A 23,446-nucleotide genomic window follows, 5' to 3' on the forward strand; every position below is an offset into this window, starting at 1 on the left:
TTGTAGATTGTAATCACTAGACATGGCTTACGAGATATTCGTAAGCCATGTTTTTTTACGCCGACTTTTGTGAAATAACAACGCGATGGTGCGTTGCGTGTTGTGAGTATCCCGCTTCTAATGAGCCAGCATAGTGCTGGATGACGGGAATGAAGAATGCTGAGCCAACAGCAAGAAAAGTGGCAGTGTCAGTCAAAAATAGAATAATACGTCGCATATGGTTCTCCAATCATCATTAAGTAAGTGTGTTCGTGAGACATGCAACAACAACTTACTTGTGCTGGAAAACTAATAAGCGCGCTTTGTGTGATTTCTGTTTTCATTATTTGTGATAATTGCTTAATTCTAATTTAGATCTTAGCAATAGAGACTTCAGTCGATTTTACAAGTGCAAGTACTTCTGTGCCTACTTGCAATCCCAGCTCATTGATAGAGCGGGTGGTAATGACTGACGTGACAATGCCAAAGCCTGTTTCAACATCTACTTCTGAAACAACTGGGCCTGGGACGATCTCTTTGATGCGTCCGCGGAATTGGTTACGTACATTGATTGCGTGTATCGCCATGATATTTCTCCTGAATATGGTTTAAATATTAAGCGGCTGCGCTAAAGAAAGTATTTTAGCGAAAGAGGTTTAGTGAAAGCTCAGCCACTGATTGAGTGATCGATTATGTTTGAATGTCTTTCGACAGGCACTCTCCGATACTGTTCGGTCAGCAATGCCTTTCAGGCGTGCACGTAATGCAGCAGGGCCATTGGGGGTATAGACGATCTTTACGCCACGCTTTGCAGCGTTCTGTTTGATCTTGTGTGTGAATGTGTGGCTGATCCAGTCGGTGATCAGTACGATCAATTCTGTATCATGCGGGATAATCTTTTTGCCATCGCCAACCTTGCGGCCAGACCAGTGATTGATATGGGTAATGCCGTGATTTGATAATTCCTGTTTGATGCCATCGATTTGGTCACCACCTACGATTAATGCTGTACTCATTTTGCGAGTCTCCTTAATTGTTGCGGCGAAACCAGATTTTGTCCGGTTCCGCCAGCAGGTTTTTAATGCTTACTTCAGGTAAATCTGGTCAAACGTACCGCCATCTGCAAAATGCTCTTTTTGTGCCTTTTGCCAGCCACCGAACTCTTTGTCGACTGTGATCAAAGTTACTTTAGGGAATTGCTTCTCATATTTCTTGATAGCAGCCTCACCAGTTGGGCGATAGTAGTTCTTACCAGCAATGTCCTGACCTTCATCAGAGTACAGGTACTGCAAGTAAGCTTCTGCTACAGCACGTGTCTTGCGACGATCAACAACCTTGTCTACAACGGTGATGGTTGGCTCAGCCAATATCGAAAGTGAAGGCACGACGATATCGAATTTATCTGGACCCAATTCTTTTTGAGCCAAGAAAGCTTCGTTTTCCCAAGCCAGCAAGACGTCGCCGATACCGCGCTCTACGAATGTCGTAGTAGATCCACGAGCACCAGTATCAAGCACAGGCACGTTCTTCAAGATCTTGCCTACGAACTCTTTAGTCTTGTTTTCATCGTTACCATATTTCTTTTGAGCATATGCCCATGCAGCCAAGTAATTCCAACGTGCGCCACCTGATGTTTTAGGATTAGGCGTAATCACGGAGATACCAGGTCTAGCAATGTCATCCCAATCCTTGATGCCTTTTGGGTTGCCCTTGCGAACCAGAAACACAATGGTGGATGTGTATGGTGCGCTGTTGTGTGGCAAACGAGTCTGCCAATCCTTAGGGATTAACTTACCCTTCTCATAAAGTTGATCAACGTCAAAAGCCAGTGCTAGTGTCGCTACGTCAGCATCAAGACCATCGATGATGGCGCGAGCCTGTTTACCTGAACCGCCATGTGAAGCCTTGATCGTGACATTGTCACCCGTCTTGGCTTTCCAGTACTTCGCAAATGCAGCGTTATAGTCCTGGTAAAGTTCACGTGTCGGATCATACGAGACATTAAGCAATGTCACGTCTGCGGCACTTGCGATGATTGGATTCGCAAGTGCCAGCGCCGCTATCAGTGCGCTTAAGCCTAAAAATAATGTTTTCATTTGTATTCCCTAATGTTAACTAAATAAGTTTTTTAGAACGCTACTTGGAATCGAGTGAACAATGCCTTTTCGTCTGCGCGATCAGCTACGCCAGCGAGTGCACTGTCAAATTTTGTCTGGCTATAAGTAGATTGGATCTTAACGTTCTTGTTGAGATACCAATTCACGCCTAAAGACCAAGTTTCAGCAGATTTTGTGGCTGATGCTGCATTAGCAAATCGCACACCCGCTGCACCATCGAATAACTTATCGTCAAGATTTAGCTCTGAGTAACGTGCACCGATTTCCCATGCACCCCAAGTGCCTTTTTCCAGATCGAATTCACGTTTTGGTGTGATGCCTTTGAACGAGTTGTCTTCACCAGTAAGAAGATAGGTAACGCCGAGTTGCCAGGCATCGTTAGCTATATTTTCTTGACCAAGTGTTACTGTTCCAGCTCCATTCGTTCTCTTGATATCTGACTTAACTTTGGCGTATTCACCTAAGATACCCCATGGACCATTGTAGTAATAGAACTGAGGTACAACGCGAGTTTGCTTGCCATCACCTACGACGTTGGCAGCATATTGATAAATAGTTTGCTGGCCTTCTGATCGGTAGTTTGTATTGGCCAAGCTACCTGCAGTTTTGCTAAAGTCGCCTGTTGTGCCGGCAATACCGAAGCCTAGCCCTTCCAGAAAGCTATCAGTTCCCTTGAATGGCTCAGCAAAAATTCTAGCAGCGTATTCTTTGTCCTTATTGGTATCCCCATTGTTCGAACCGTTGCTGCCAACACTACCGCCATCTGCTTGACCATCGAACACGCCAACGGCATAGGTCAATTTGCTTTCAAGCAAGTCACCATGAATTTGAACACCAGTATCGCGGTTAGGCACTAAAGAGTTTGAAACATAACCACGCTCTACGAAACGAATATCGCCACCGCTTTGTAAACGTTCTAAGCTCACAGGGACCTTGAATTTACCAGCCTGTACCTTGAACCAAGGAAGGAAGCGCGCATTGATGAATGCATCTTGCACGTTTGCAGCGTTTGGCGCGAAATCAGGTGTAAAGCGGAAGTCATACTTGCCAAATACTGTGCCTGAAAAAGTCGGACGAACGCGGCGTAATAGGTAATCGTCGCTTAGGTTGGTACCAGCAACGCCTGCTTCTGTGTCGTCGTCAAAAAATGTACGTTGATCAGCTTGTAACAAGCCGCTTAACTTGAATACGAATTTCTTATCTGCAGATTGCAAACCAAAACCGCTATCGCTAGCTACAACGACGGGCGTTGTTTTCTTGGCGGCTGCAGCCTCTTCTAAAGCGATTTCATTCTTACGTTCAATGATCTTGATCTTTTGGTCAAGCTCTTCAATAGTTTTGCGTAGTGCGTCAATGTCCGCATCCGCCGCGATTGCAATATTGCTACTTAGCAATACGCCGCTGGTAATGAGTGCGTAAGTGATATGTTTGATCTTAAATTGCATGATGAACCCCTTATAAATTATTTACTTCCGGTGGTCCGGTCAGTTCATCGATTTGTAATATTTAGATAGTGGCCGCTGTACTGACGGTATGTTGAATACCAGTAGCAGTAGGCTTGATACGGGTTGTTTCCTGAGCAAAACGTAATTTTTCACGTTTCTCAATCTGGGTAACACGTCCCTCATGAAGAGTGATCTCGATTGATCCATAGCGTAGCTGGCTGATCGCACGCAGAATCTCTTCCACGATTTCATTGCTTACTTGTACTGTGCTTTCGGTTGGCATGGCATTGTCTTTCTTGAAAAATTCATGAGATGAATGCTGCGCACTGTAGCAACGCATTTAAATAAGTAAAAATAATATTTATAGATATGTATATAACTAATTTACATATAAAGAATATGGCAGTGATGCTTTGCGTCTCTAGTGCGATGGGATAGGGTTTGCCGAATGCTGGACATGAAAAAAGCCAAGATTTTTAGTCTTGGCTTCTGTATCTTTTTTACAACAATTGCTGGCTAACTTTTATTTTTCCATAATACATCTGGATGGCCAGCACGCATATTGATCACTCTCGCTATTACGAATAACAGATCAGATAACCTGTTCAGGTATTTGATGGAGGTTGGTGTTACGGGTTCTTCACGATTCATACGTATAAGTTGTCGTTCAGCACGCCGGCAAACAGTACGAGCTAAATGGCAATAAGCTGCGGCCTTGGTACCACCCGGCAGAATAAATTCCTTTAATGGCGTTAGTGACTCATTCAATTTATCCAGTGTTTCTTCCAAGCCATCTATTCTTGATGCTTCGACTTTTACGTAGCCAGGGATGCAAATTTCCCCACCCATATCAAAAAGATCATGCTGCACGCCTGTTAGTGTGTTGATAATATCTTCTGGTAAATGCTCAGTTAGCATCATGCCGATGACAGCATTCAGTTCATCCACTGTGCCCATGGTCTCGACGCGCAAGCTATCTTTATTGACGCGCGTGCCATCCCCAAGGCCTGTTGTGCCATCATCACCTGTACGTGTGTAGATCCTGCTTAATCTGTTACCCATTCTGCCTCCGTTTAGACCATATATTGTAATCTATACAGCGAGTGGTGCATGGCAAGAAATAATGACTTCAGCTACACTGATTAAGATGCGTAGGGGATGTATGTTGTGGGCGAGTTAAATAGTGATGCACCTATTGGGGTGTTCGATTCCGGTGTTGGTGGTATTTCAGTACTGAAGCATATTCATGCGATATTGCCGCATGAGGATCTGCTTTATTGTGCCGATTCAAGTTATGCACCTTATGGCAATAAATCTCCGGAATTCATCTGTGAGCGTGCTATTTATCTGGCCGATTTCCTTATTGAGCGTAATGCCAAAGCCTTAGTGGTGGCCTGTAATACCGCTACGGCAGCAGCTGTCAGCACCCTGCGGAACAATTATCAGATACCCATCATCGGCATGGAGCCCGCAGTCAAGCCTGCAGTCGCCATCACTAAAACAGGTGTGATTGGCGTGCTGGCGACGAGTGGTACGCTTAAAAGTGCGCAATTCGCCGCATTGCTTGAGCATTATGGTCACCATGTCACAGTAGTGACTCAAGCATGCTATGGCTTAGTCGAGGCTATCGAGCACGGTGAGCTTGATGCAGCGTCAACTACGCAGCTGCTAAAGCAATACCTCGAGCCGTTACTGTTAGCGGGGGCTGATACTATCGTGCTAGGTTGCACGCATTACCCTTTTGTTAGTGCTAGCATCCAAAAGATTGTTGGAGAGTCTGTCGCGTTGATTGATACAGGTTCAGCGGTCGCCAAACAACTGCAAAAACGTTTATATGATAAGGCGTTGCTTCAATCGCCTGAATTGAACGGGCAAGTATCGTTCTGGACAAATAGTGATTCGGCGCATGCTGAAGTTGTGATTTCACAATTGTGGGGTCACTCTGTGCAAGTGGAAAATTTTTGAATTCTGTGTGGCGAATCAGGAGTATTGTGGCTGATAAAAGAATTGAGATCACTATGTTATCGAGGCAATGTGTTCAAAATAGTCATGCGTTAAAGCAGCTATTGGCATGCAAATGTCAATAGCTGCTTACTCACAAATGGGCTCCAGCCTTAACCAAGAGATCTATCATGGGGTCAGTGCTTGGCGCTTTTGATGACATTACGGGCAAAGGAGGAAGTGTACGGTAGTTAGGGGGTGACAATCTTCGCCATGTCTCTCCATCCCTTCCCGATGATGGGGCGGTTGCGGGCATTGGACGTTCTGGCATGGGTGCCTGTTCAGGTGTAAAAACCTTTCCGTCGTAAATAATCGGTTTATTTGCGTATGACTGACTATTACTGATGTTTTCGTAGCGTTGCTTGGCATAGAATAATGCGGTATGTCCATTAATATCTTTTGCATTTATATTTGAATTCCACTCAATTAATATACGGGTGAGGTCGATCGCGTTGTTTATTACCGATCTGGTTAGAGGTGTTTGTAATTGAGTATTGGTAATATTTGGGTTAGCGCCGTTAACTAGAAGTTGTTGCATTACTCCACCGTTACCACGCAACGTTGTTAAGAACAATGCCGTATCACCATTATCATTCTTGGCATTCACATCTATTTTTCCTGAAGCAAGCAACAAGCTCAATATTGATGAATTGTTACTAATAATAGCTTGATGTAGCAGAGTCGAACCATTAACTTTTACGTTTAGGTTAGCACCATGTTTAATCAAAAGATTGAATGTTTCTGGATCGTATAGGGAGCTAATAATGACAGTCTGGCCACTGCTATTTGAGATATTGGGATCAGCGCCAAGATCAAGGAGCGCTTCAATCATCGGGTACTGACGGGTCGAGCATGCAATTGTGAGGGCGGTATAGCCAGTCTTTGTTTGAGCATTTACATCGACTCCTGCCTTTACAAGTCCTCTTGCTCGTTCGATCCGGTCGGTTTTGTTAGAGCCGTAATAGTTTTGGGCTATTGCCATAAGGGCAGTGTAACCTTCCTTATTGCGAGACTTAACATCTGCGCCTTTTTCTATTAAATAATCGGCAAGCTCTGTTTGATTCGAGGCGATGGCAGTAAGAAACGGCCCGCCTTTATCACCCTGTAAATTAACATCAGCTTTGTGCTTAATCAGTAAAGTCGCCATTTCTATAGAATGATTAACGCCATCTTTAGATATACCCCCAGATTTTGCTACATACCATAATGGTGTATTACCTTCTTCATCCTGGATATTAATATTGGCGCCTTGCTCAATAAGAGATTTTGCCATGGTTGTCCGTCCTTGACTGGCAGCGCAATGCAACGCGCTCTTAGGCATGCCATCATTTTTACCAGGAGCCGCCAATACATTGATGTTCATGTCTGCCTGAACGAATAATTGGACTGTCCCTTGATCACCATTACATGCACTCTCTACAAATTTTTGTTCGGAGAATGGAACACCTATTTTCTCTAGGTCATGCTTTGCGCTATATATGGTAAAAGCAGGTATTCCGAATTTATATCCGATTGCTAAGATGAGAAGAGTTCCAAGTGCTTTCAGAGCATCATGTTTTGTAAATTTATGTGTTTCTTTTGTCATCGCTTTCTTCCCTGATGGCGTTTATTTTTTGTGAGATAGGTGTGACTTGACACCTTTATCTTGTGCACCATAAATATTTACATCGGTGTACCGATGACTTGATTTAAGAGCTATCCTACACCGAAACTTTTTAATATATACCTGCAGTATACTAAGTTAATAAACGATCAAATAGCTGTTTGCAGTTTACGAGGAGCTAGCAATTTTATGACATTAAAAAAGCGGAGCATTTGCTCCGCTTTTTTAATGTAAGTTCTAAGCTTAAATGACTTTCATGCTATATCAATGGTGACCAATCACTTCGCCCGCTTTTAGCTTGTACTTTGTACCGCAGTATGGGCAACTTGCTTCGCCGCTGGCCGTTAAATCGAGAAACACGCGTGGATGTGAACACCAAAGTGACACCGCATCTGTCGGACAGTGTAGTGGCAGGTCTTTGGCCGATACTTCGATCTCGCGTGATTCGTTAGCCATCGCTTATCTTCCTTAAACTAAAGTCAACCAGTGTGCATGTTTAGCTGATTTTCCTGTGACTGCATCAAAATACATCTTCTGCAATTTTTCAGTGACAGGGCCGCGTTTGCCTATACCAATCGCACGATTATCCAGCTCACGGATTGGGGTGACTTCAGCTGCTGTACCAGTAAAAAATGCCTCATCAGCAGAATATACTTCATCGCGCGTGATACGCTTTTCGATGATATTCAGGCCGATCTCAGCCGCTAATTGAACGATGGTGTCGCGGGTAATGCCTTCGAGCGCACTCGTCAGGTCCGGCGTGTAAAGCTTGCCATTGCGAACGATGAAGACGTTTTCGCCAGAGCCTTCTGCAACAAAACCGTCGACATCCAATAGTAGTGCTTCGTCATAGCCATCAGCAGCGGCTTCTTGGTGTGCAAGAATCGAGTTCATGTAATTGCCATTGGCTTTGGCCTTACACATCGTGATATTCACATGGTGGCGTGAGAATGAGGATGTCTTGACGCGAATGCCTGCTTCTAAGGCTTCTTCGCCCATATAAGCACCCCATTTCCAAGCGCCAACGATCAGATGCGTGGATAAGGTTTTAGCCGAGATGCCCATCGCTTCTGCCCCATAGAACGCCATTGGGCGTATGTATGCAGATTCCAGATTGTTTTCGCGGACAGCTGCTTTTTGCGCTTCTGAGACCGTTGCCTTATCAAATGGCATCTTCATGCCAAGGATGTGCGCCGATCTAAAAAGGCGGTCAGTATGTTCCTGTAAGCGGAAGATCGCTGTGCCTTTATCTGTCTTGTATGCGCGAACCCCTTCAAAAACGCCCATTCCGTAATGCAGTGTGTGAGTCAAGACGTGCGTTGTCGCGTCCCGCCAAGGAACCATTTTTCCGTCATACCAAATCACACCATCACGGTCAGCCATTGTGGCGGCACTAGCCATCTTGTATCTCCATCGGGCAAAAGCGTAATTGTAAACGCAAGGCCTTGTATTTGAATAGCCAAATCGGAGTAGAAGCTGCTGAAATCGTATGAATTATGGAAAAACAATTGTGCGAAAAAGCATTCTTCAAATAATTGACAAGATTACAAGGATATTAACCACTTTTAAATTATGGTTTATAGGCGTAGAATTAAAAACATTATTTTGAAAGTGGTTAATATTAGGAGAAGATAAAATGCAACAGAAACGACTAGCGGTTTTATTGATGAGTTTATTGTTACCCATGACTGCTTTTGCCGAGGCAGGTGATTGGGTGGTAAGAGCGCGCGCCGTCAATGTTAATCCGGATGAGCACAGCAAACTTGGTTCATATACCAATTCTTTATTAGGGGCGGGCGCTGGTTCCAAGCTTGAGGTTGATGGCAATACCATTCCTGAATTCGATATTTCTTATTACCTAACCAAGAACATAGCGCTTGAGTTGGTATTGGCAGTCGGTACACGCCATGACGTTAAAGTGAATGGCGCGAATGGCGTCGTTGATGAAAACCTTGGATCAGTGAATCTGTTGCCACCTACGCTGACTGCACAATGGCATTTCCGTCCAGACCAGACTTTTGATCCTTATTTGGGTGCTGGCTTTAATTACACGCGGTTTATGGATAGCAACTTAAAGTCAGGTGCTTCTGGCAATAACCTTGGAAATATCAATGTCGATCGTAATAGGTGGGGCTTGGCATTTCAGGCAGGTTTTGACATTAACCTGGATGGCGGCTGGCTAATTAATGCTGATGTAAAAAAGATCTGGATCGATACAGATGTGAAGCTGGCGAATGGTACCAAGATCGATCATCTTGATATTGATCCCTGGGTAATCGGTATTGGTTTTGGTAAAAAGTTCTAACCACACTGTTAAGTTGCGTTGCGTACTAGCAACACTAAGTGTCGTTAGCGCTTAATCGGGGTGTGCTTCGTGATAGGATGCGCTGGATTCATTGATTATCGAGACGATCTTGCGCATCTTATTGCTTGGCTTTTTATGTAGCCTATTGTTGGCTTGTGGTTCGGATAAAACCGCACTGAATTTATATAGTAGCGATATCTCTGATGCCGGGCTTAAGAACGAATACAGTTTGACTGACCATCATGGCGTTAAGCGAACAGCAGCAGATTTTGCAGGTAAAGTGGTTGTGCTCACTTTTGGCTATACGTTTTGCCCAGATGTATGCCCGACGACATTATCTGATCTATCGCATGCGGTGAAGGCTTTAGGTCCGCTGGCTGAAAAGGTGCAGATTATCTTCGTGACGGTTGATCCAGAGCGCGATACGCAGTTGGTTTTGTCGCAATATGTGCCAGCATTTAGCCCCAGTTTTTTGGGTTTATATGGTACGCCGGAGCAAACGGTAGAGGTCGCTAAGAACTTTAAAGCGTTCTATGCAAAACAGCAGCGGCCAGATGGTGGGGCGTATTCAGTTGACCACAGTGCGGGGTCATATGTGATAGACCCGACCGGAAAGATAAGACTTTTTATTAAGTATGGCGAGAAACCTGACCATATTACTCAGGATTTAAAGCAATTGCTTTGAGTGTTTTAGGTTGTCGTGAAATATAGATACAGAATATAATCCCTTTTTTGGTTAGTGTTTTTTGGATTAGGAGACGTAGTAATGGCAACGTCGAACGCCGTCATTTCTGGCGAGCAATATAACTACGATATTATTCGCAAGTTCAGCATCATGACATTGGTGTGGGGTGCGGTTGGCATGTTCATCGGTGTTTACATCGCTTCAGAGCTTGCTTTTCCTATTCTCAACTTTGATATTCCCTACATCACTTTTGGTCGTTTGCGTCCTGCGCATACGGGTACTGTGATCTTTGGTTTTGGTGGTAGCGCTTTATTCGCGACCTCGTACTACATCGTCCAGCGTACCTGTCAGGCACGCCTTTTTGGCGAGAAGATGGTGAATTTCACTTTCTGGGGTTGGCAGGCGATCATTGTCCTTGCGATTCTCGGTAACGTTTTTGGTTATAGCCAAGGCCGTGAATATGCTGAAATGGAATGGCCTATCGATCTATTGATCGAAGTGGTTTGGGTCACTTATCTGATTATCTTCGTCGGCACATTGATGAAACGTAACCAGCCACATATCTATGTCGCTAACTGGTTCTATCTGGCGTTTATTCTAGCCACCGCACTTTTACATACTTTCAATAATCTGGCAGTGCCTATCGGCTTGTTCTCATTGAAGTCATATAGCCTGTTTGCCGGTGCACAAGATGCGATGACGCAATGGTGGTACGGTCATAATTCTGTTGGTTTCTTCCTGACAGCGGCTTTTCTGGGGATGATGTATTACTTCGTGCCTAAACAGGCTGGCCGTCCTGTGTATTCATACAGGCTTTCTGTATTGCACTTCTGGGCGATTATCTTCCTGTATATGTGGGCTGGTGCGCATCACTTGCACTGGACAGCTATTCCGGACTGGACATCTACACTGGCTGCAACGTTTTCTATCATGCTATTGCTGCCATCATGGGGCGGTATGATCAACGGTATCCTGACGCTTTCAGGTGCGTGGGATAAGCTGCGCACTGACCCGATCATGCGCTTCTTGATTGTGGCACTTTCATTCTATGGTATGTCCACATTCGAAGGCCCAATGATGTCGCTGAAAGATGTGAATGCACTATCGCATTACACTGACTGGACGATCGGTCACGTACACTCTGGCGCATTGGGCTGGGTGGCGATGATTACTTTCGGCAGTATGTATCACATGATTCCACGCTTGTGGAACACCCCGATGCATAGCCAGAAGCTTATCAATGTGCATTTCTGGTTGGCGACGGTTGGTATTCTGCTATACATCGTGGCGATGTGGATTTCAGGCATCATGCAAGGTTTGATGTGGCGCGCGTTCGATAACTTCGGCAACTTACAATACTCTTTCGTTGAATCTGTTGCCGCTGCGCATCCGTTCTATGTGATGCGTGCGCTGGGTGGTGTGTTCTTCCTAAGCGGCATGCTGATCATGTGCTACAACGTATTCAAAACGATACGTAATGGCAATACTGAACATCAAGCCTTTGTCGGCGCTAAAGCATAAGCACTTAAGGTTATTGGAGTACTGAGAGATGAGTTTTAAGCACGATAATATTGAACGTAACCTTGGATGGCTGCTTGTGCTGACGATGTTAGCCATTAGCGCGGGGGGATTAGTGGAAATCGTTCCGCTTTTCTTTATCAAGGAGACGATAGAAAAGGTCGATGGTGTCAGACCTTACAGCCCATTAGAGCTTCGTGGTCGCGATATCTATCAGCGTGAAGGTTGCTACCTTTGCCACTCGCAGATGATTCGTCCTTTCCGTGATGAAGCACTGCGCTATGGACATTACTCACTCGCTGCTGAATCTAAATATGACCATCCATTTCAATGGGGTTCAAAGCGAACTGGGCCTGATCTTGCACGCGTTGGCGGTAAATATTCAAACGACTGGCACACTCAGCATTTAGAGGCACCGCGTTCTTTGGTGCCTGAATCTGTGATGCCTAACTACCCTTGGTTGTCTAAAAATAATCTGGATTATTCTGACATCGTTGCGCGCATGAAAGCCCTACGCACCACGGGTGTGCCCTATTCAAACAGTCAGGCGGAGTATGAGCGTAACGTAAAAGATTTTGGTGAAGATGTTGCGAAAACATTGCATATTCCTGATGCTGAAAAGAACCTTGTTGCTCAGGCACATTTAGGTAACTACGACACTAATCCAGACAATATCAGTGAGATGGATGCACTGGTTGCATACTTGCAAGTGCTGGGAACCATGGTCGATTTCAAGAAATATGACGACGATTATTTCGTCAAATTCCGTTAAGCGAATAGCGGGGGTTAACTGATGGAATTTTTGTTGTGGTTCACCAAATTTGAGAATACCAAGCCACTGTCATTGGTGATTTTCTTCACCATGTTCTGTGTCGTACTCGTTTATTTATATGGCAATAAACATCGTAGCCAAACGCTAGAGGCATACAAGAATATTCCTCTGGACGATGATGTGATTGAGTTAGGGAATAAAAAGTCATGATTCAGCAAGAAAAGGTAGTGCCCACTACGACAGGACATACCTGGGATGATGATTTACAAGAGCTGAATAATCCACTACCCACTTGGTGGATATGGGGCTTTTATGTCACTTTCATATTTACAATCCTCTATTGGCTGTTTTTCCCCGCATGGCCTATCGGTGGCAGTTTCACAAAAGGCGTGCCCGGTTGGAATGACGTGACTTACACCGCAACAACAGTCGATGGCAAGCAGGTTCAGAAGACGACACACTGGAATATGCGCTCGAAATTCATGCAGGACATGAATGAGCGAGGTGCTGAGCAAAAAGTCTGGTTTGATAAAGTGGCTGCGATGTCTTATGAGGATGTATCAGCAGATGCTGATCTCATGCAATTCGTGAACTCCGCAGGCAAGACTTTATTCTCAGATAACTGCGCGCCATGCCATCAGGCAGGCGGGCAAGGGAAAATAGGGTTCGCACCTAACCTGACCGATGACTATTGGCAGTATGGTGGTACGTATGAGCTTATTCATACGACCATAGCGGGTGGTCGCAGAGGATATATGCCACCGTTCAAGGAAGTACTGACCGAAGCGCAGATCAAGCAATTAGCGAATTATGTATTGAGCTTATCTGATGAGCCACATGATGCTGAAGCCGCTAAGGTGGGCGATACCTTATTCCATAGCGAAACAGCGGCCTGTTTCTATTGTCATGGTGCTGAGGGTAATGGTCGTATCGAATTAGGATCTGCTAACCTGACTGACAAGATCTGGTTATGGGTGAATGTCGCAGATGAGAAGAAACCCGAGCTTAAGTTAAGTGCGGTAGAAAAGGTCATCACTGGTGGCCTGAACCATGGTGTCATGCAGCCATGGGAGCATAGACTCCAACCTGAACAAATCAAGTTGTTGACTGTCTATGTACATGACAGCTTGGGTGGCGGTAAGTAGTGTCACCGATGGTAAATAAAGGCTCACTTTTTGTGAGCCTTTATTGTCTACGATGCCATATTTTTGGTCAGGCGCACTGAACAGGACGCTATGGAAGCAGGTGCAGTAAAGCAGTCCCCGTTGTTTATCAAATCTATTCCCATCGTCACGCGATCGGTTAAGGGAAAATTTCGTAATTTAAAGACAGCAGTGATGCTGTTTGGTTATTCGTTCTACTTCATCTTGCCCTGGATACCTTGGGAGCGAGCTGGTGCGCCTTCACAAGCGGTTTTATTCGATCTTGTTACTCGCCGGTTTTTCATCTTCAACCTGATTGTCTATCCGCAAGACATCTTTTGGCTTGCCATGGTGTTGTTCATTCTGGCTGCCTTGCTGTTCTTCACTACTGGCCTAGTTGGGCGAGCGTGGTGTGGATTTTTCTGCTTTCAGACGGTATGGACTGATCTTTTCATTCGTATTGAGCAGGCGATCCAAGGAGAGCGCCCAGCGCGGCTTAAATTGCAAAAGCAGCCTTGGAATAGCGAGAAGATCCTCAAAGTTGGCTCATCTCATTTCCTCATGGTGTTGGTTTCTTTCTGGACAGCCATTAGTTTTGCCGCATATTTCACCTATGCCCCGAATCTATTGGGAAACCTTATTTCAGGGCACGCGGTAGAGGCGACTTATATCACGGTGATTGTGTTGACGATCACGACCTATGCTGCTGCTGGGATATTACGTGAAAATATTTGTACCTTGGCCTGTCCGTATGCGCGTTTTCAAAGTGTGATGTATGAAGCGGATACATTGGCAGTCAGTTACGATGCACGTCGAGGCGAGGGCACTAAAGGTCGGATTGTGCCTAAGCCAGGCTTGCGCATCCGCGAGGAACGTATTGAACAAGGACATGGTGATTGTATCGATTGCGGGTTCTGCGTACAGGTTTGCCCAACGGGCATTGATATACGTAACGGGCTGCAATATCAATGTATCTCTTGTGGATTGTGTATCGACGCCTGCAATAACATCATGGACTCTGTTGGTTATCCACGTGGCTTGATTAGGTATGACTCGGAAATTAACCTGAAGAGTCCAACACCAACTAAACCAAGCATTCAGTGGATGCGGCCCAAAGTGATCGGTTATGCTTTGTCTGTGTTGTTGATGACGGGCACACTTGCGTACCATATCGGAACGCGGTTGGATACTGAGGTGGCGATCCAGCAGGTGCGGCAACCTTTGTTCATTAAATTGTCTGATGGCAGCATCAGGAACCGCTACCAGATACATTTGGTGAATAAAACTGAACTCGATGAAACATACCAAGTCGGAGTAAAAGGTATTCCAGATGAGGCGCTGGATATGGGGAATATCCCACACCTGAAAGTGAGTGCTGGCAAGGATTTACGTGTGAATGCCAAAGTCAGTCTGAGCCGCGAGCTTGCAGCTAAAACGAAGAAATTTAAATTCATCATTAAACCTTCTTCTCGAGATGAAGCCCCTCTTGAAATAGAGACCAACTTTAATAGCCCGCAGTAATCGATAAGAGATTCAATTTTGCCTCAGATAGCAATGACAGAGACCTTGTTTGGCGGACTACTTTTAGCCGCCTTTTTGTTTTTCACTAGCCGCCGTTTGGGGCTATCCAACTTCTGGGCAGGCATTTTGAGCGGTGCCATCCCTTTTATCGCTTATATCTTCTATAGCACTCGATATTGGCCGGGCGGTGATGTGCTGGCGATCCACTTTGCCGTTTATCTGGCGACTGCCGGCTTATTGATGGTATTCGGCGGTATGCAGCAGAAAAAGCAGCGCATGCATTGGGGACCTAAGTTGATCGTTGGGTTCTTTATTGGTTTAGTCATGTTGAATGCCTCGCTGCTTTCCATCGCTATGCGTGGTTTGCCTGATAGTATCGCCGGGATTTTCCTGCCTAACCCTGATAATCAGACTGTGCATACGACTTTTCCGGGATTGATCCCCCATGATCGTAACAAGCTGTATGAGCCGCATCTGCAACAGATTGAGCAGCAGCGTAATCTCGGCTGGCAGGTTAGCGTGGATGGGTTTGGCGTGATTAAGAGTAAAGTGGGGCAGACCGTTAAAGTGACATTACGTGATGCAAATAACCAGCCTATTCATGGAGCTGATATCACGCTGGCGTTATGGCGCATGGCGAATAGCGCGGACGATAGAAAGCTGAGTTTTAAAGAAACCGGAGATGGTGTTTACACTGCTGAGCTTTTACTGCCAGATGAAGGTCGATGGATCACTGAGCTATATATCCAGCATGGTGAAGATGATTTCCTTAAGAAGCAGTCACTCTATGTCGATGGTAATGACTAGTATGCTGGGTTAACCCCGTATGAATGCAGACATCGCTTGCTATCACTGCGGTTTGCCACTTACGCCGGGCGCAAGTTTTTCTACCACTGTATTTAATATCCCTCGTGCAATGTGTTGTCATGGCTGCCAAGCCGTGGCCGAATCTATTGTGGCAAATGGCCTGCAGGATTACTACACCTACCGGACTGAGCTACCGAAGACTGCCGATGAGCTGGTGCCAGAGGAATTGCGCCAGTTAGACTTGTATGACCATCCTGAAGTACAAAAGAGTTTTGTGCTGGAAACGAATCACGACATCAAGGAAGCTTCATTGATCCTTGAAGGTATTACCTGTGCTGCGTGTATATGGCTGAATGAGCGGCATTTAAAGCAGCTCAAAGGTGTGCGTAACGTGGCGTTTAACTATGCATCGCAACGCGCCCGTATCAGCTGGGATGATCGTGACATCAAACTTAGTCGAATACTTGCCGAGATACGCAAGCTGGGGTATCACGCCCACCCATTTAGTGCCCAACAACAGGATTTATTGCGGCAAGCACAGCGTAAATCGGATTTTCGTCGGCTGGCGGTTGCCGGACTATCTGCCGGGCAGGTGATGATGATCGCAGTCGCGCTTTATGCTGGTGCTGATCAGGGTTTGGAATATGCCACAGGACAACTTTTAAGAGGGCTAAGCCTCGTGTTGAGCCTGCCTGCCATGACATATGCTGCGTGGCCATTTTATAAGGCTGCATGGCGCGGTATCGTGAATCATAAAATTGGTATGGATGTGCCTATCGTACTGGGGCTAGTCACGGGGTTTATAGGCAGTATCTGGGCGACATTGCACGGTGGTGTCGTGTATTACGACACGTTGACGATGTTGATCTTTTTCTTGCTGACAACGCGATATCTTGAGCGTAATGCACGCGAGAAATCTATCGAGGCAGCAGAGAACTTGCTCCGCTTAGCGCCAGCAATGGCAACACGCGTAGATGGCGAGCAACAAACGCTTATTCCTTTGGTGGAGTTACATGAAGGCGATTTGATCTTGGCGCGCCCCGGCGAGACCATTGCGGCTGATGGAATCGTGATGGAAGGCGAAAGTAGTGCTGATGAATCCTTGCTTACAGGGGAGAGCAAGCCATTACGTAAAATTGCGGGTAGTCATGTCTATACCGGCAGTATCAATTATGAGAGTCCGCTGCTTATTCGTGTGACGGGTGTGGGTGAAAATACCATGCTGGCGGGAATATCACGCCTGCTTGATCGTGCACAGGCCGAGAAGCCCAAATTGGCACAAACGGCTGATCTCGTGGCTGCATATTTTACTTATGCTTTGCTGGTGGTTGTCGCCATCGTAGCGACTACTTGGTGGCTGATAGAGCCGCAGCGTGTGCTGGAAATCGTGTTGACGGTGCTCGTGGTGAGCTGTCCCTGTGCCCTTTCCCTTGCTGCGCCCGCTGCGTTTGCAGCCGCAGGCTCACATTTGATCGAACGTGGTGTATTGCTTACGCGAGGGCATGCGCTTGAAACCTTGTCTAAGGTGACACACTTTGTGTTCGATAAGACAGGCACGCTGACTGTTGGCCGTCCCGTGCTTTTGCAGGTTATTCCCTTGGTGGATCTTGCGGTTGATGAATGCCTAAAGATCGCGGCAAGCCTTGAGCAGTCATCTGAACATCCAATCGCCAAGAGTTTTATAGATGCGATGCAGCATCAGCCGTTACATATCGTGGCAGAAAGCCTGAATACACCAAGCCAAGGTGTCAGCGGCGTAATCAATGGTAAAACATATCGTATTGGTAATGCAGCCTTGCATGGTGATATTGGTAAGCATGCTGATGTGCGTTTGGCCGATGGTCAACCCGGTGCAAGTATTGTCTGGTTAAGTGATGCAGAAACGTTGCTGGCGGCATTCGTGCTGGCTGATAGCCCACGACCAGATGCTGCGGAATTGATAGTTGCATTAAAGGCGAAAGGTTTTGAAGTCTCTATCTTGAGTGGGGATGCACCAGCGGCAGTCGCACACTTTGCCAAATCGTTAAATATCGCGCATTGGCAGGCGGCACTTTCGCCAGCGCAGAAATTGAGCACCTTGCAAGAATTACAAAGCCGCGGTGCTGTGGTCGCGATGGTAGGGGACGGTATCAACGATGCGCCTGTGCTCGCCGGTGCTCAGGTTTCGATTGCGATGGGTAGCGGTACACAGATGGCGCGTGCTTCTGGTGATATCGTGTTGTTGACTGAAAAGTTGGTTGAGATTGAACACGCTGTCACGACCAGTGTTTTTGGCATCAGCGTGATCAGGCAGAATTTTATCTGGGCGCTTGCCTATAATCTCATCGCCTTACCTTTTGCTGCTTTGGGTTGGCTATCTCCATGGATGGCAGCCATTGGTATGTCAGTCAGCTCGTTGATCGTGGTGTTGAACGCATTGCGTTTGCGTTGATTTAGCGCATTAATCAATCGCGTGCAGGCTTGCCGATACTGCTTTTAGGTCGTCAGTGATCTTTTTGTAATCTGGGCACAGTGTTTTCACGATAGCCCAGAATCTCGGGCTATGGTTCATCTCTTTCAGGTGAGCCAGCTCATGCGCAACGACATAATGAATGATTGATGGGTGTGCTTGGATTAGGCGCCAGTTAAGTCGTATCTCACCGCGTGAATTGCAACTTCCCCAACGGCTTTTAGCACTGGATAGGCTCACTGGCGGCATGTCTACCCCTAGTCTTTGTGCAAGTAATGCAGTACGGCGGGTAAAGTCCACCAGTGCCTGTTGCTTATACCATTGGATGACTTTGCGCTTGACCAGATTTTTATCGTCAGGTGTGCGGGAGCGTACATCCAGTTTGCCGCCATCAAACTCCACTGCCCGATTCTTCGTATCAGCAGCCAAATAGAGCGCTATCTCGTTGCCAAGTAGCAGCAGTTTTTGCCCGCTTGACCATTGCAGTTCAGGCGCGGCATTCGCTTGCTGTTGATCAAGTTTTTGTTGTATCCACGATATTTTGGATTGAAGCAGGGCATTCAGTTCACGCAGGCTGATACGCATTGGTGCTGATACGATCAGCCCTTCATTGCTAATCCTTAGTCCTATACTCCGGCGTTTCGCACTGCGCTTTAGCGTATAAGATATTTGGGAGCCATCAAGTAAAGCCAATGCCTGCATTTTAATATTGTGGCAGGCGCGTCATTTCCTGCTCTATCCATTGTTCAACGATAGTATTGAGGGCATCCGGTTTTAAGGCTGATGTATCTATGGGCGTGCCGATACTGATAGTAATTATGCCGGGTTTTTTGATGAATGAGTTCTTCGCCCAGAACTCGCCCGCATTATGTGCCACAGGCGTCACCGATGTTTTTGTATGGCTAGCCAACCATGCGCCACCAATATGGTATTTGGCCTTTTCACCGGGGGCGGTGCGTGTACCTTCGGGGAAAATCACGACGCAGAACCCTTTTTTCAAGCGATCTTTACCTTGCGATACGAGTTGCTTTAGAGCTTCACGCCCCGCTGCGCGATTGATGGCGATAGGCGATGTCATCGCTAAACCCCAACCGAAAAAAGGTACCCATAGCAATTCACGTTTGAGTACCCAGACTTGGGGGGGGAATATCTCTTGTAGCGCCAGGGTTTCCCATGCCGATTGATGTTTGGCAAGGATGATGGCTGGTGTGGTCGGGATGTGTTCTTTGCCGATGACGCGATAATGAATACCGCAAGTGACGCGAAGCCACCATAACATGGAGCGTGCCCAACCCGTGATGATGCGATAACGTAATATCGGCGGGAGTGGAAATGTAAGAATCGCTATCATCGCGTAGATCGGCGTGACAATCCATTGGCCGATCGCAAACAGTAAAGAACGTAGCCAAAGCATGTTACAAATGCGTCTCGGTAATGATGCGTTGTGCCGCTTCAGCTAGGTCGGCACAAATCCATGTGTTTTCTGGAAGACCGCCATTGGCAAGTGTCGTCTCACCTTTGCCAGTGAGTACCAATATAGGTTGCGCGCCTCGCGTGACACTCGCTTGCAGATCACGTAACGAGTCACCTACGCTAGGCACATGATTAATATCAGCACCAAAGCGGCGGGCGATCTCATCGATCATGCCGGACTTTGGTTTGCGGCACTCGCAGTTGGCATCTGCGGCATGTGGGCAATAGAACAACGCATCGATACGGCCACCAACCTGCGCTAACGCACGATACATCTTATCGTGAATGCTATTCAGTGCCGCCATATCGAACAGGCCACGCCCTATGCCTGATTGATTCGTTGCCAAGGCAACACGAAAACCATGCTGATTCAATAAAGCGATCGCCTCTAGGCTACCGGGTATTGGTTTCCATTCATCTGGTGTTTTGATGAATTGTGCCGAATCATAGTTGATGACACCATCACGATCTAAGATGACGAGTTTCATGCGCTTAAGATGCCAATTTCGAAAGATCAGCTATGCGGTTCATCGCTTGGTATAACGTTGCTAGCAGCCCAAGTCTATTCGCTTTTAACTTTGGATCTTCAGCATTGACCATCACATGATCAAAGAAATCATCGACAGGCGTCTTAAGTGCTGCGAGTGCTTGTAATGAACCTGTATAATCACCTGATTCAAAAGCTTTATCAGCTAGCGGTTGTACATTGCTGAGTGCAGCCGCTAGGGATTTCTCGGCCGCCTCTTGTAATAAACTGGCATCAATCTGTGCAGTCACAGCTGTTTCAGATTTCTTCAGGATATTACCAACGCGTTTATTGGCCGCGGCTAGGCTTTCAGCTTCTGGCAATGTTGCAAATGCGCGGACTGCTTCAAGGCGTTTAGTGATATCAGCCAACAATTCTGGTTTCAGCGACAACACGGCATCGACTTCTTGCGCTGAGTAGCCTTGCTCGCGTAGATTTACAGCTAAGCGGTCATAAAAGAATGTTTCTAATTCTACAGGGATACCTAAAGACACTGTCGCTGCTGAATCTTGAATCAGACCAGTTAAGGTCAGTGGCAGCTTATTCTCAATCAATAAGCGAATGATACCCAGTGCATGCCTACGTAAAGCAAATGGGTCTTTATCCCCTGTCGGGCGTTCGCCAATGCTGAACAAGCCAATCAGTGTTTCCAGTTTGTCTGCGAGCGCGACTACAATACCCACTTGATTACGTGGCAGGTCATCACCTGAGAAGCGGGGCTTGTAGTGGTCTTCAATAGCATCTGCAACCTCATGATCTAAGCCATCGTGACGTGCATAATAGCCGCCCATAATGCCCTGTAACTCAGGGAATTCACCCACCATATCCGTAAGTAGATCAGCCTTCGATAATTGCGCTGCCTGATCTGCTTTGGCGGCTAAGTGATTGCCGCCAAGTTGCTGACCAATCGATTTCGCAATCGCACGGACGCGTTGATTACGTTCGCCTTGAGAACCAAGCTTGTTGTGATAAACAACTTTATCTAAACTCGCAACGCGAGATTCCAACGTCTTCTTACGATCTTGGTCGAAGAAAAATTTTGCATCCGCCAAGCGGGGGCGCACGACTCGTTCGTTGCCGCCAATCACTGCACTTGGGTCTGCCGGACTGATATTGGAAACGATCAGGAATTTGTTGGTGAGCTTATTGTTGGCATCTAGCAGCGGAAAATATTTCTGATTGGCCTTCATGGTCAGAATCAGGCATTCCTGCGGTACTTCCAGATATTCGGTTTCAAACTGCCCTAGCAATATATTTGGGCGCTCAACTAGAGCTGCTACTTCGTCCAGCAGAGCATCATCATCAATCGGTTTGAGATTCTCTTTTGCTGCCGCTGCATTCAGTTGGCGCACGATTTCGTCGCGTCGCTCATCAAAACTGGCGATAACTGCGCCTTCGATCTTGAGTTGCTCGCTATAGCTGTCGGCATCTTTCAATATTATGGTGTCTACTTTAGCTTCAAAGCGGTGACCGTGAGTCGTATTGCTAGCCTGTAAACCTAGTATATTGATTGCGACCACATCACTCCCATGTAGCGCTACCAATCCATGTGCTGGGCGCACGAAATTGACATTGCTCCAGCCATCGGCCAGTTGATAGGTCATGACCTTAGGGATAGGCAGTTTCGCCAATGTTTCATCCAAGGCTCTTTGCAGGCCTTCAGCTAGTTGCGCGCCAGTTTGCACAATATCGAGAAACAATGATTCAGCCTTGCCATCACTTTCACGTTTGAGCTTGGGAATAGCAGATTCATCAGCGCCTAATGCCGCAAGTCTTTTCAGCAGGGCAGGGCTCGGGTTGCCAGCGGCATCAAAACCTACTGTCACTGGCATTAGTTTTTGCGATAGAGCTTTGTCAGCAGCCTGCGCTGGCACTTGCGTAATATGTGCAGCCAAGCGGCGTGGTGACGCATAGGCTGTGACTTGTGAGTCATCAGTCGTCAGGCCTTGGGATTTAAGTGCTTCAAACAGTACAAAAGAAAAAGCCTCACCCAGTTTTTTTAAGGCTTTAGGCGGTAGCTCTTCTACGAATAATTCGACTAATAGATTCTTGGTGCTCATGCTGCTGCCTTCTTTTCAATCTGTGCCAGTACTTCATCAGCCCAAGCTTTGGGTGCCATTGGGAAACCCAAGCGTGCACGGCTTTCTAGATAGCTGGCAGCTACTGAACGTGCCATATTGCGGATGCGGCCAATGTAGGCGGCACGTTCGGTGACCGAAATAGCGCCGCGTGCATCTAGCAGGTTGAAGGTGTGAGCCGCTTTTAATACTTGTTCATAAGCGGGCAACGCCAGTTTCTGTTCCATCAGGTATAGCGCTTCTTTTTCATGACTGCCAAAAGCACCTAATAGAAATTCAACATCGCTGTGCTCGAAGTTGTAGGCCGATTGTTCTTTTTCATTTTGCAGGAAAACATCGCCGTATTTCACCACGTTATTTTCATGCGATGAATAGGTGAGGTCGTAGACGTTATCCACGCCTTGCAGATACATCGCGAGACGTTCCAAACCATAGGTGATCTCGCCAGTGATCGGTTTGCAATCGATGCCGCCAACTTGCTGAAAGTAAGTGAATTGCGTGACTTCCATGCCGTTGAGCCAGACTTCCCAACCTAATCCCCATGCGCCTAGGGTTGGGTTTTCCCAGTCATCTTCTACAAAGCGGATATCGTTCTGTTTCAGGTCGAAACCTAGTGCTTCGAGTGATCCCAAATACAGCTCTAGGATATTCGCTGGTGCTGGTTTAAGCACAACTTGAAATTGATAGTAGTGCTGTAAACGATTCGGGTTCTCGCCATAACGGCCATCTTTAGGGCGGCGGCTAGGCTGCACATACGCCGCTTTCCATGGTTCAGGGCCGATAGCGCGCAAGAAAGTCGCTGTGTGCGAAGTGCCAGCGCCGACTTCCATGTCGTAAGGTTGTAGCAAGGCGCAGCCTTGTTTATCCCAGTATTGTTGTAGTGTCAGAATAATCTGTTGAAAGGTCAGCATGATCCCATTTCTAAATCACATCTCTAAAATCATCAAAGGCAGCAGCGTATATTTTTATTTATTTGGCTGCTTTTTTCTGCCTTGAGCCGTAAGTCGCGTTTTTTATTGATTTAT

Annotated in this window: 25 protein-coding genes; 10 read left to right on the forward strand and 15 right to left on the reverse strand. The window is 46.5% G+C overall.

Annotation, left to right across the window (positions count from 1 at the left end; translation table 11 throughout):
• Nucleotides 1-55: 55 nt before the first annotated feature.
• The 7 genes from A7981_RS12050 to A7981_RS02670 all read right to left on the reverse strand — a co-directional run bounded on the left by A7981_RS12050 (nucleotide 56) and on the right by A7981_RS02670 (nucleotide 4,603).
• Nucleotides 56-217, reverse strand: a complete 162-nt coding sequence (locus tag A7981_RS12050; protein ID WP_165595531.1) for a hypothetical protein — start codon at nucleotides 215-217, stop codon at nucleotides 56-58.
• Between the two features lie 133 nt (nucleotides 218-350).
• Nucleotides 351-566 (reverse strand): molybdopterin-binding protein, encoded by a 216-nt coding sequence (locus A7981_RS02645; protein WP_067263642.1) that lies wholly within the window; start codon nucleotides 564-566, stop codon nucleotides 351-353.
• A gap of 69 nt (nucleotides 567-635) precedes the next feature.
• On the reverse strand, nucleotides 636-995 hold the full coding sequence (locus tag A7981_RS02650) for a DUF2325 domain-containing protein (protein ID WP_067263644.1): 360 nt from the start codon (nucleotides 993-995) through the stop codon (nucleotides 636-638).
• Between the two features lie 69 nt (nucleotides 996-1,064).
• Nucleotides 1,065-2,075, reverse strand: coding sequence for a sulfate ABC transporter substrate-binding protein (locus A7981_RS02655; RefSeq protein ID WP_067263647.1), 1,011 nt, complete (start codon nucleotides 2,073-2,075; stop codon nucleotides 1,065-1,067).
• 32 nt (nucleotides 2,076-2,107) lie between these two features.
• The gene (locus tag A7981_RS02660; protein ID WP_067263650.1) at nucleotides 2,108-3,541 is read right to left on the reverse strand and encodes an OprO/OprP family phosphate-selective porin; all 1,434 of its coding nucleotides are present in this window, start codon (nucleotides 3,539-3,541) and stop codon (nucleotides 2,108-2,110) included.
• 61 nt (nucleotides 3,542-3,602) lie between these two features.
• Nucleotides 3,603-3,824, reverse strand: a complete 222-nt coding sequence (locus tag A7981_RS02665; RefSeq protein ID WP_067266396.1) for a YezD family protein — start codon at nucleotides 3,822-3,824, stop codon at nucleotides 3,603-3,605.
• 233 nt (nucleotides 3,825-4,057) lie between these two features.
• A complete protein-coding gene (locus A7981_RS02670; protein ID WP_067263652.1) occupies nucleotides 4,058-4,603 on the reverse strand; it encodes a cob(I)yrinic acid a,c-diamide adenosyltransferase in 546 nt (181 codons plus the stop codon).
• Nucleotides 4,604-4,699: 96 nt separating this feature from the next.
• On the opposite strand from A7981_RS02670, the gene murI reads away from it, so the two are divergent.
• Nucleotides 4,700-5,506, forward strand: coding sequence for a glutamate racemase (murI, locus tag A7981_RS02675; RefSeq protein WP_067263653.1), 807 nt, complete (start codon nucleotides 4,700-4,702; stop codon nucleotides 5,504-5,506).
• Nucleotides 5,507-5,636: 130 nt separating this feature from the next.
• Here the strand turns inward: murI and A7981_RS02680 are convergent, their stop codons facing one another.
• The 3 genes from A7981_RS02680 to A7981_RS02690 all read right to left on the reverse strand — a co-directional run bounded on the left by A7981_RS02680 (nucleotide 5,637) and on the right by A7981_RS02690 (nucleotide 8,528).
• Entirely contained in the window at nucleotides 5,637-7,127 is a 1,491-nt protein-coding gene (locus tag A7981_RS02680; RefSeq protein WP_067263657.1) for an ankyrin repeat domain-containing protein, read from the reverse strand.
• 282 nt (nucleotides 7,128-7,409) lie between these two features.
• Entirely contained in the window at nucleotides 7,410-7,601 is a 192-nt protein-coding gene (locus A7981_RS02685; protein WP_067263659.1) for a zinc-finger domain-containing protein, read from the reverse strand.
• A gap of 12 nt (nucleotides 7,602-7,613) precedes the next feature.
• The gene (locus A7981_RS02690) at nucleotides 7,614-8,528 is read right to left on the reverse strand and encodes a branched-chain amino acid transaminase (protein ID WP_067266398.1); all 915 of its coding nucleotides are present in this window, start codon (nucleotides 8,526-8,528) and stop codon (nucleotides 7,614-7,616) included.
• A gap of 253 nt (nucleotides 8,529-8,781) precedes the next feature.
• On the opposite strand from A7981_RS02690, the gene A7981_RS02695 reads away from it, so the two are divergent.
• From A7981_RS02695 to A7981_RS02735, 9 genes are all read left to right on the forward strand, one after another.
• The gene (locus A7981_RS02695; protein WP_067263662.1) at nucleotides 8,782-9,450 is read left to right on the forward strand and encodes an OmpW family protein; all 669 of its coding nucleotides are present in this window, start codon (nucleotides 8,782-8,784) and stop codon (nucleotides 9,448-9,450) included.
• 109 nt (nucleotides 9,451-9,559) lie between these two features.
• On the forward strand, nucleotides 9,560-10,135 hold the full coding sequence (locus A7981_RS02700; RefSeq protein WP_254258479.1) for an SCO family protein: 576 nt from the start codon (nucleotides 9,560-9,562) through the stop codon (nucleotides 10,133-10,135).
• An 81-nt stretch (nucleotides 10,136-10,216) separates the two neighbouring features.
• The gene (gene ccoN, locus A7981_RS02705) at nucleotides 10,217-11,656 is read left to right on the forward strand and encodes a cytochrome-c oxidase, cbb3-type subunit I (RefSeq protein WP_067263665.1); all 1,440 of its coding nucleotides are present in this window, start codon (nucleotides 10,217-10,219) and stop codon (nucleotides 11,654-11,656) included.
• A gap of 28 nt (nucleotides 11,657-11,684) precedes the next feature.
• Nucleotides 11,685-12,425, forward strand: coding sequence for a cytochrome-c oxidase, cbb3-type subunit II (gene ccoO, locus A7981_RS02710; RefSeq protein ID WP_067263669.1), 741 nt, complete (start codon nucleotides 11,685-11,687; stop codon nucleotides 12,423-12,425).
• 21 nt (nucleotides 12,426-12,446) lie between these two features.
• Complete coding sequence (locus A7981_RS02715) at nucleotides 12,447-12,635, forward strand: cbb3-type cytochrome c oxidase subunit 3 (protein WP_067263673.1); 189 nt, start codon at nucleotides 12,447-12,449, stop codon at nucleotides 12,633-12,635.
• Nucleotides 12,632-13,570, forward strand: coding sequence for a cytochrome-c oxidase, cbb3-type subunit III (ccoP, locus tag A7981_RS02720; RefSeq protein ID WP_174545131.1), 939 nt, complete (start codon nucleotides 12,632-12,634; stop codon nucleotides 13,568-13,570). Before A7981_RS02715 ends, ccoP begins: the two co-directional genes overlap by 4 nt.
• A 90-nt stretch (nucleotides 13,571-13,660) precedes the next feature.
• Nucleotides 13,661-15,088, forward strand: a complete 1,428-nt coding sequence (gene ccoG / locus A7981_RS02725) for a cytochrome c oxidase accessory protein CcoG (RefSeq protein WP_067263676.1) — start codon at nucleotides 13,661-13,663, stop codon at nucleotides 15,086-15,088.
• A gap of 18 nt (nucleotides 15,089-15,106) precedes the next feature.
• Nucleotides 15,107-15,895, forward strand: a complete 789-nt coding sequence (locus A7981_RS02730; RefSeq protein WP_254258480.1) for a FixH family protein — start codon at nucleotides 15,107-15,109, stop codon at nucleotides 15,893-15,895.
• 19 nt (nucleotides 15,896-15,914) lie between these two features.
• Entirely contained in the window at nucleotides 15,915-18,326 is a 2,412-nt protein-coding gene (locus A7981_RS02735) for a heavy metal translocating P-type ATPase (RefSeq protein WP_067263682.1), read from the forward strand.
• Between the two features lie 9 nt (nucleotides 18,327-18,335).
• On the opposite strand, the gene A7981_RS02740 is transcribed toward A7981_RS02735, so the two are convergent.
• Genes A7981_RS02740 through glyQ form a run of 5 tightly spaced genes read right to left on the reverse strand, consistent with a single transcriptional unit; the run spans nucleotide 18,336 to nucleotide 23,332 of the window.
• Nucleotides 18,336-19,046, reverse strand: coding sequence for a M48 family metallopeptidase (locus A7981_RS02740; RefSeq protein ID WP_067263686.1), 711 nt, complete (start codon nucleotides 19,044-19,046; stop codon nucleotides 18,336-18,338).
• A 1-nt stretch (nucleotide 19,047) separates the two neighbouring features.
• Complete coding sequence (locus A7981_RS02745) at nucleotides 19,048-19,758, reverse strand: 1-acyl-sn-glycerol-3-phosphate acyltransferase (RefSeq protein WP_067263689.1); 711 nt, start codon at nucleotides 19,756-19,758, stop codon at nucleotides 19,048-19,050.
• Nucleotide 19,759: 1 nt separating this feature from the next.
• Entirely contained in the window at nucleotides 19,760-20,305 is a 546-nt protein-coding gene (gmhB, locus tag A7981_RS02750) for a D-glycero-beta-D-manno-heptose 1,7-bisphosphate 7-phosphatase (RefSeq protein WP_067263692.1), read from the reverse strand.
• Between the two features lie 4 nt (nucleotides 20,306-20,309).
• On the reverse strand, nucleotides 20,310-22,403 hold the full coding sequence (gene glyS / locus A7981_RS02755; protein ID WP_067263696.1) for a glycine--tRNA ligase subunit beta: 2,094 nt from the start codon (nucleotides 22,401-22,403) through the stop codon (nucleotides 20,310-20,312).
• Nucleotides 22,400-23,332: a glycine--tRNA ligase subunit alpha gene (gene glyQ, locus A7981_RS02760; protein WP_067263699.1), complete on the reverse strand. Its 933-nt coding sequence runs from the start codon at nucleotides 23,330-23,332 to the stop codon at nucleotides 22,400-22,402. Before glyQ ends, glyS begins: the two co-directional genes overlap by 4 nt.
• Between the last annotated feature and the right edge of the window lie 114 nt (nucleotides 23,333-23,446).

The sequence above is a fragment of the Methylovorus sp. MM2 genome (assembly GCF_001648895.1).
Classification (GTDB): Bacteria; Pseudomonadota; Gammaproteobacteria; order Burkholderiales; family Methylophilaceae; genus MM1.

Coding starts and splice junctions, on each gene's coding strand:
- A7981_RS02735 (WP_067263682.1), top strand. CDS start 15,915: ATGAATGCAGACATCGCTTGCTATCACTGCGGTTTGCCACTTACGCCG.
- A7981_RS02685 (WP_067263659.1), bottom strand. CDS start 7,601: ATGGCTAACGAATCACGCGAGATCGAAGTATCGGCCAAAGACCTGCCA.
- A7981_RS02670 (WP_067263652.1), bottom strand. CDS start 4,603: ATGGGTAACAGATTAAGCAGGATCTACACACGTACAGGTGATGATGGC.
- gmhB (WP_067263692.1), bottom strand. CDS start 20,305: ATGAAACTCGTCATCTTAGATCGTGATGGTGTCATCAACTATGATTCG.
- A7981_RS02655 (WP_067263647.1), bottom strand. CDS start 2,075: ATGAAAACATTATTTTTAGGCTTAAGCGCACTGATAGCGGCGCTGGCA.
- A7981_RS02680 (WP_067263657.1), bottom strand. CDS start 7,127: ATGACAAAAGAAACACATAAATTTACAAAACATGATGCTCTGAAAGCA.
- ccoO (WP_067263669.1), top strand. CDS start 11,685: ATGAGTTTTAAGCACGATAATATTGAACGTAACCTTGGATGGCTGCTT.
- A7981_RS02695 (WP_067263662.1), top strand. CDS start 8,782: ATGCAACAGAAACGACTAGCGGTTTTATTGATGAGTTTATTGTTACCC.
- ccoP (WP_174545131.1), top strand. CDS start 12,632: ATGATTCAGCAAGAAAAGGTAGTGCCCACTACGACAGGACATACCTGG.
- ccoN (WP_067263665.1), top strand. CDS start 10,217: ATGGCAACGTCGAACGCCGTCATTTCTGGCGAGCAATATAACTACGAT.
- A7981_RS02715 (WP_067263673.1), top strand. CDS start 12,447: ATGGAATTTTTGTTGTGGTTCACCAAATTTGAGAATACCAAGCCACTG.
- glyQ (WP_067263699.1), bottom strand. CDS start 23,332: ATGCTGACCTTTCAACAGATTATTCTGACACTACAACAATACTGGGAT.
- A7981_RS02745 (WP_067263689.1), bottom strand. CDS start 19,758: ATGCTTTGGCTACGTTCTTTACTGTTTGCGATCGGCCAATGGATTGTC.
- A7981_RS02665 (WP_067266396.1), bottom strand. CDS start 3,824: ATGCCAACCGAAAGCACAGTACAAGTAAGCAATGAAATCGTGGAAGAG.
- ccoG (WP_067263676.1), top strand. CDS start 13,661: ATGGAAGCAGGTGCAGTAAAGCAGTCCCCGTTGTTTATCAAATCTATT.
- A7981_RS02645 (WP_067263642.1), bottom strand. CDS start 566: ATGGCGATACACGCAATCAATGTACGTAACCAATTCCGCGGACGCATC.
- A7981_RS02740 (WP_067263686.1), bottom strand. CDS start 19,046: ATGCAGGCATTGGCTTTACTTGATGGCTCCCAAATATCTTATACGCTA.
- A7981_RS02660 (WP_067263650.1), bottom strand. CDS start 3,541: ATGCAATTTAAGATCAAACATATCACTTACGCACTCATTACCAGCGGC.
- glyS (WP_067263696.1), bottom strand. CDS start 22,403: ATGAGCACCAAGAATCTATTAGTCGAATTATTCGTAGAAGAGCTACCG.
- murI (WP_067263653.1), top strand. CDS start 4,700: ATGTATGTTGTGGGCGAGTTAAATAGTGATGCACCTATTGGGGTGTTC.
- A7981_RS02650 (WP_067263644.1), bottom strand. CDS start 995: ATGAGTACAGCATTAATCGTAGGTGGTGACCAAATCGATGGCATCAAA.
- A7981_RS02690 (WP_067266398.1), bottom strand. CDS start 8,528: ATGGCTGACCGTGATGGTGTGATTTGGTATGACGGAAAAATGGTTCCT.
- A7981_RS12050 (WP_165595531.1), bottom strand. CDS start 217: ATGCGACGTATTATTCTATTTTTGACTGACACTGCCACTTTTCTTGCT.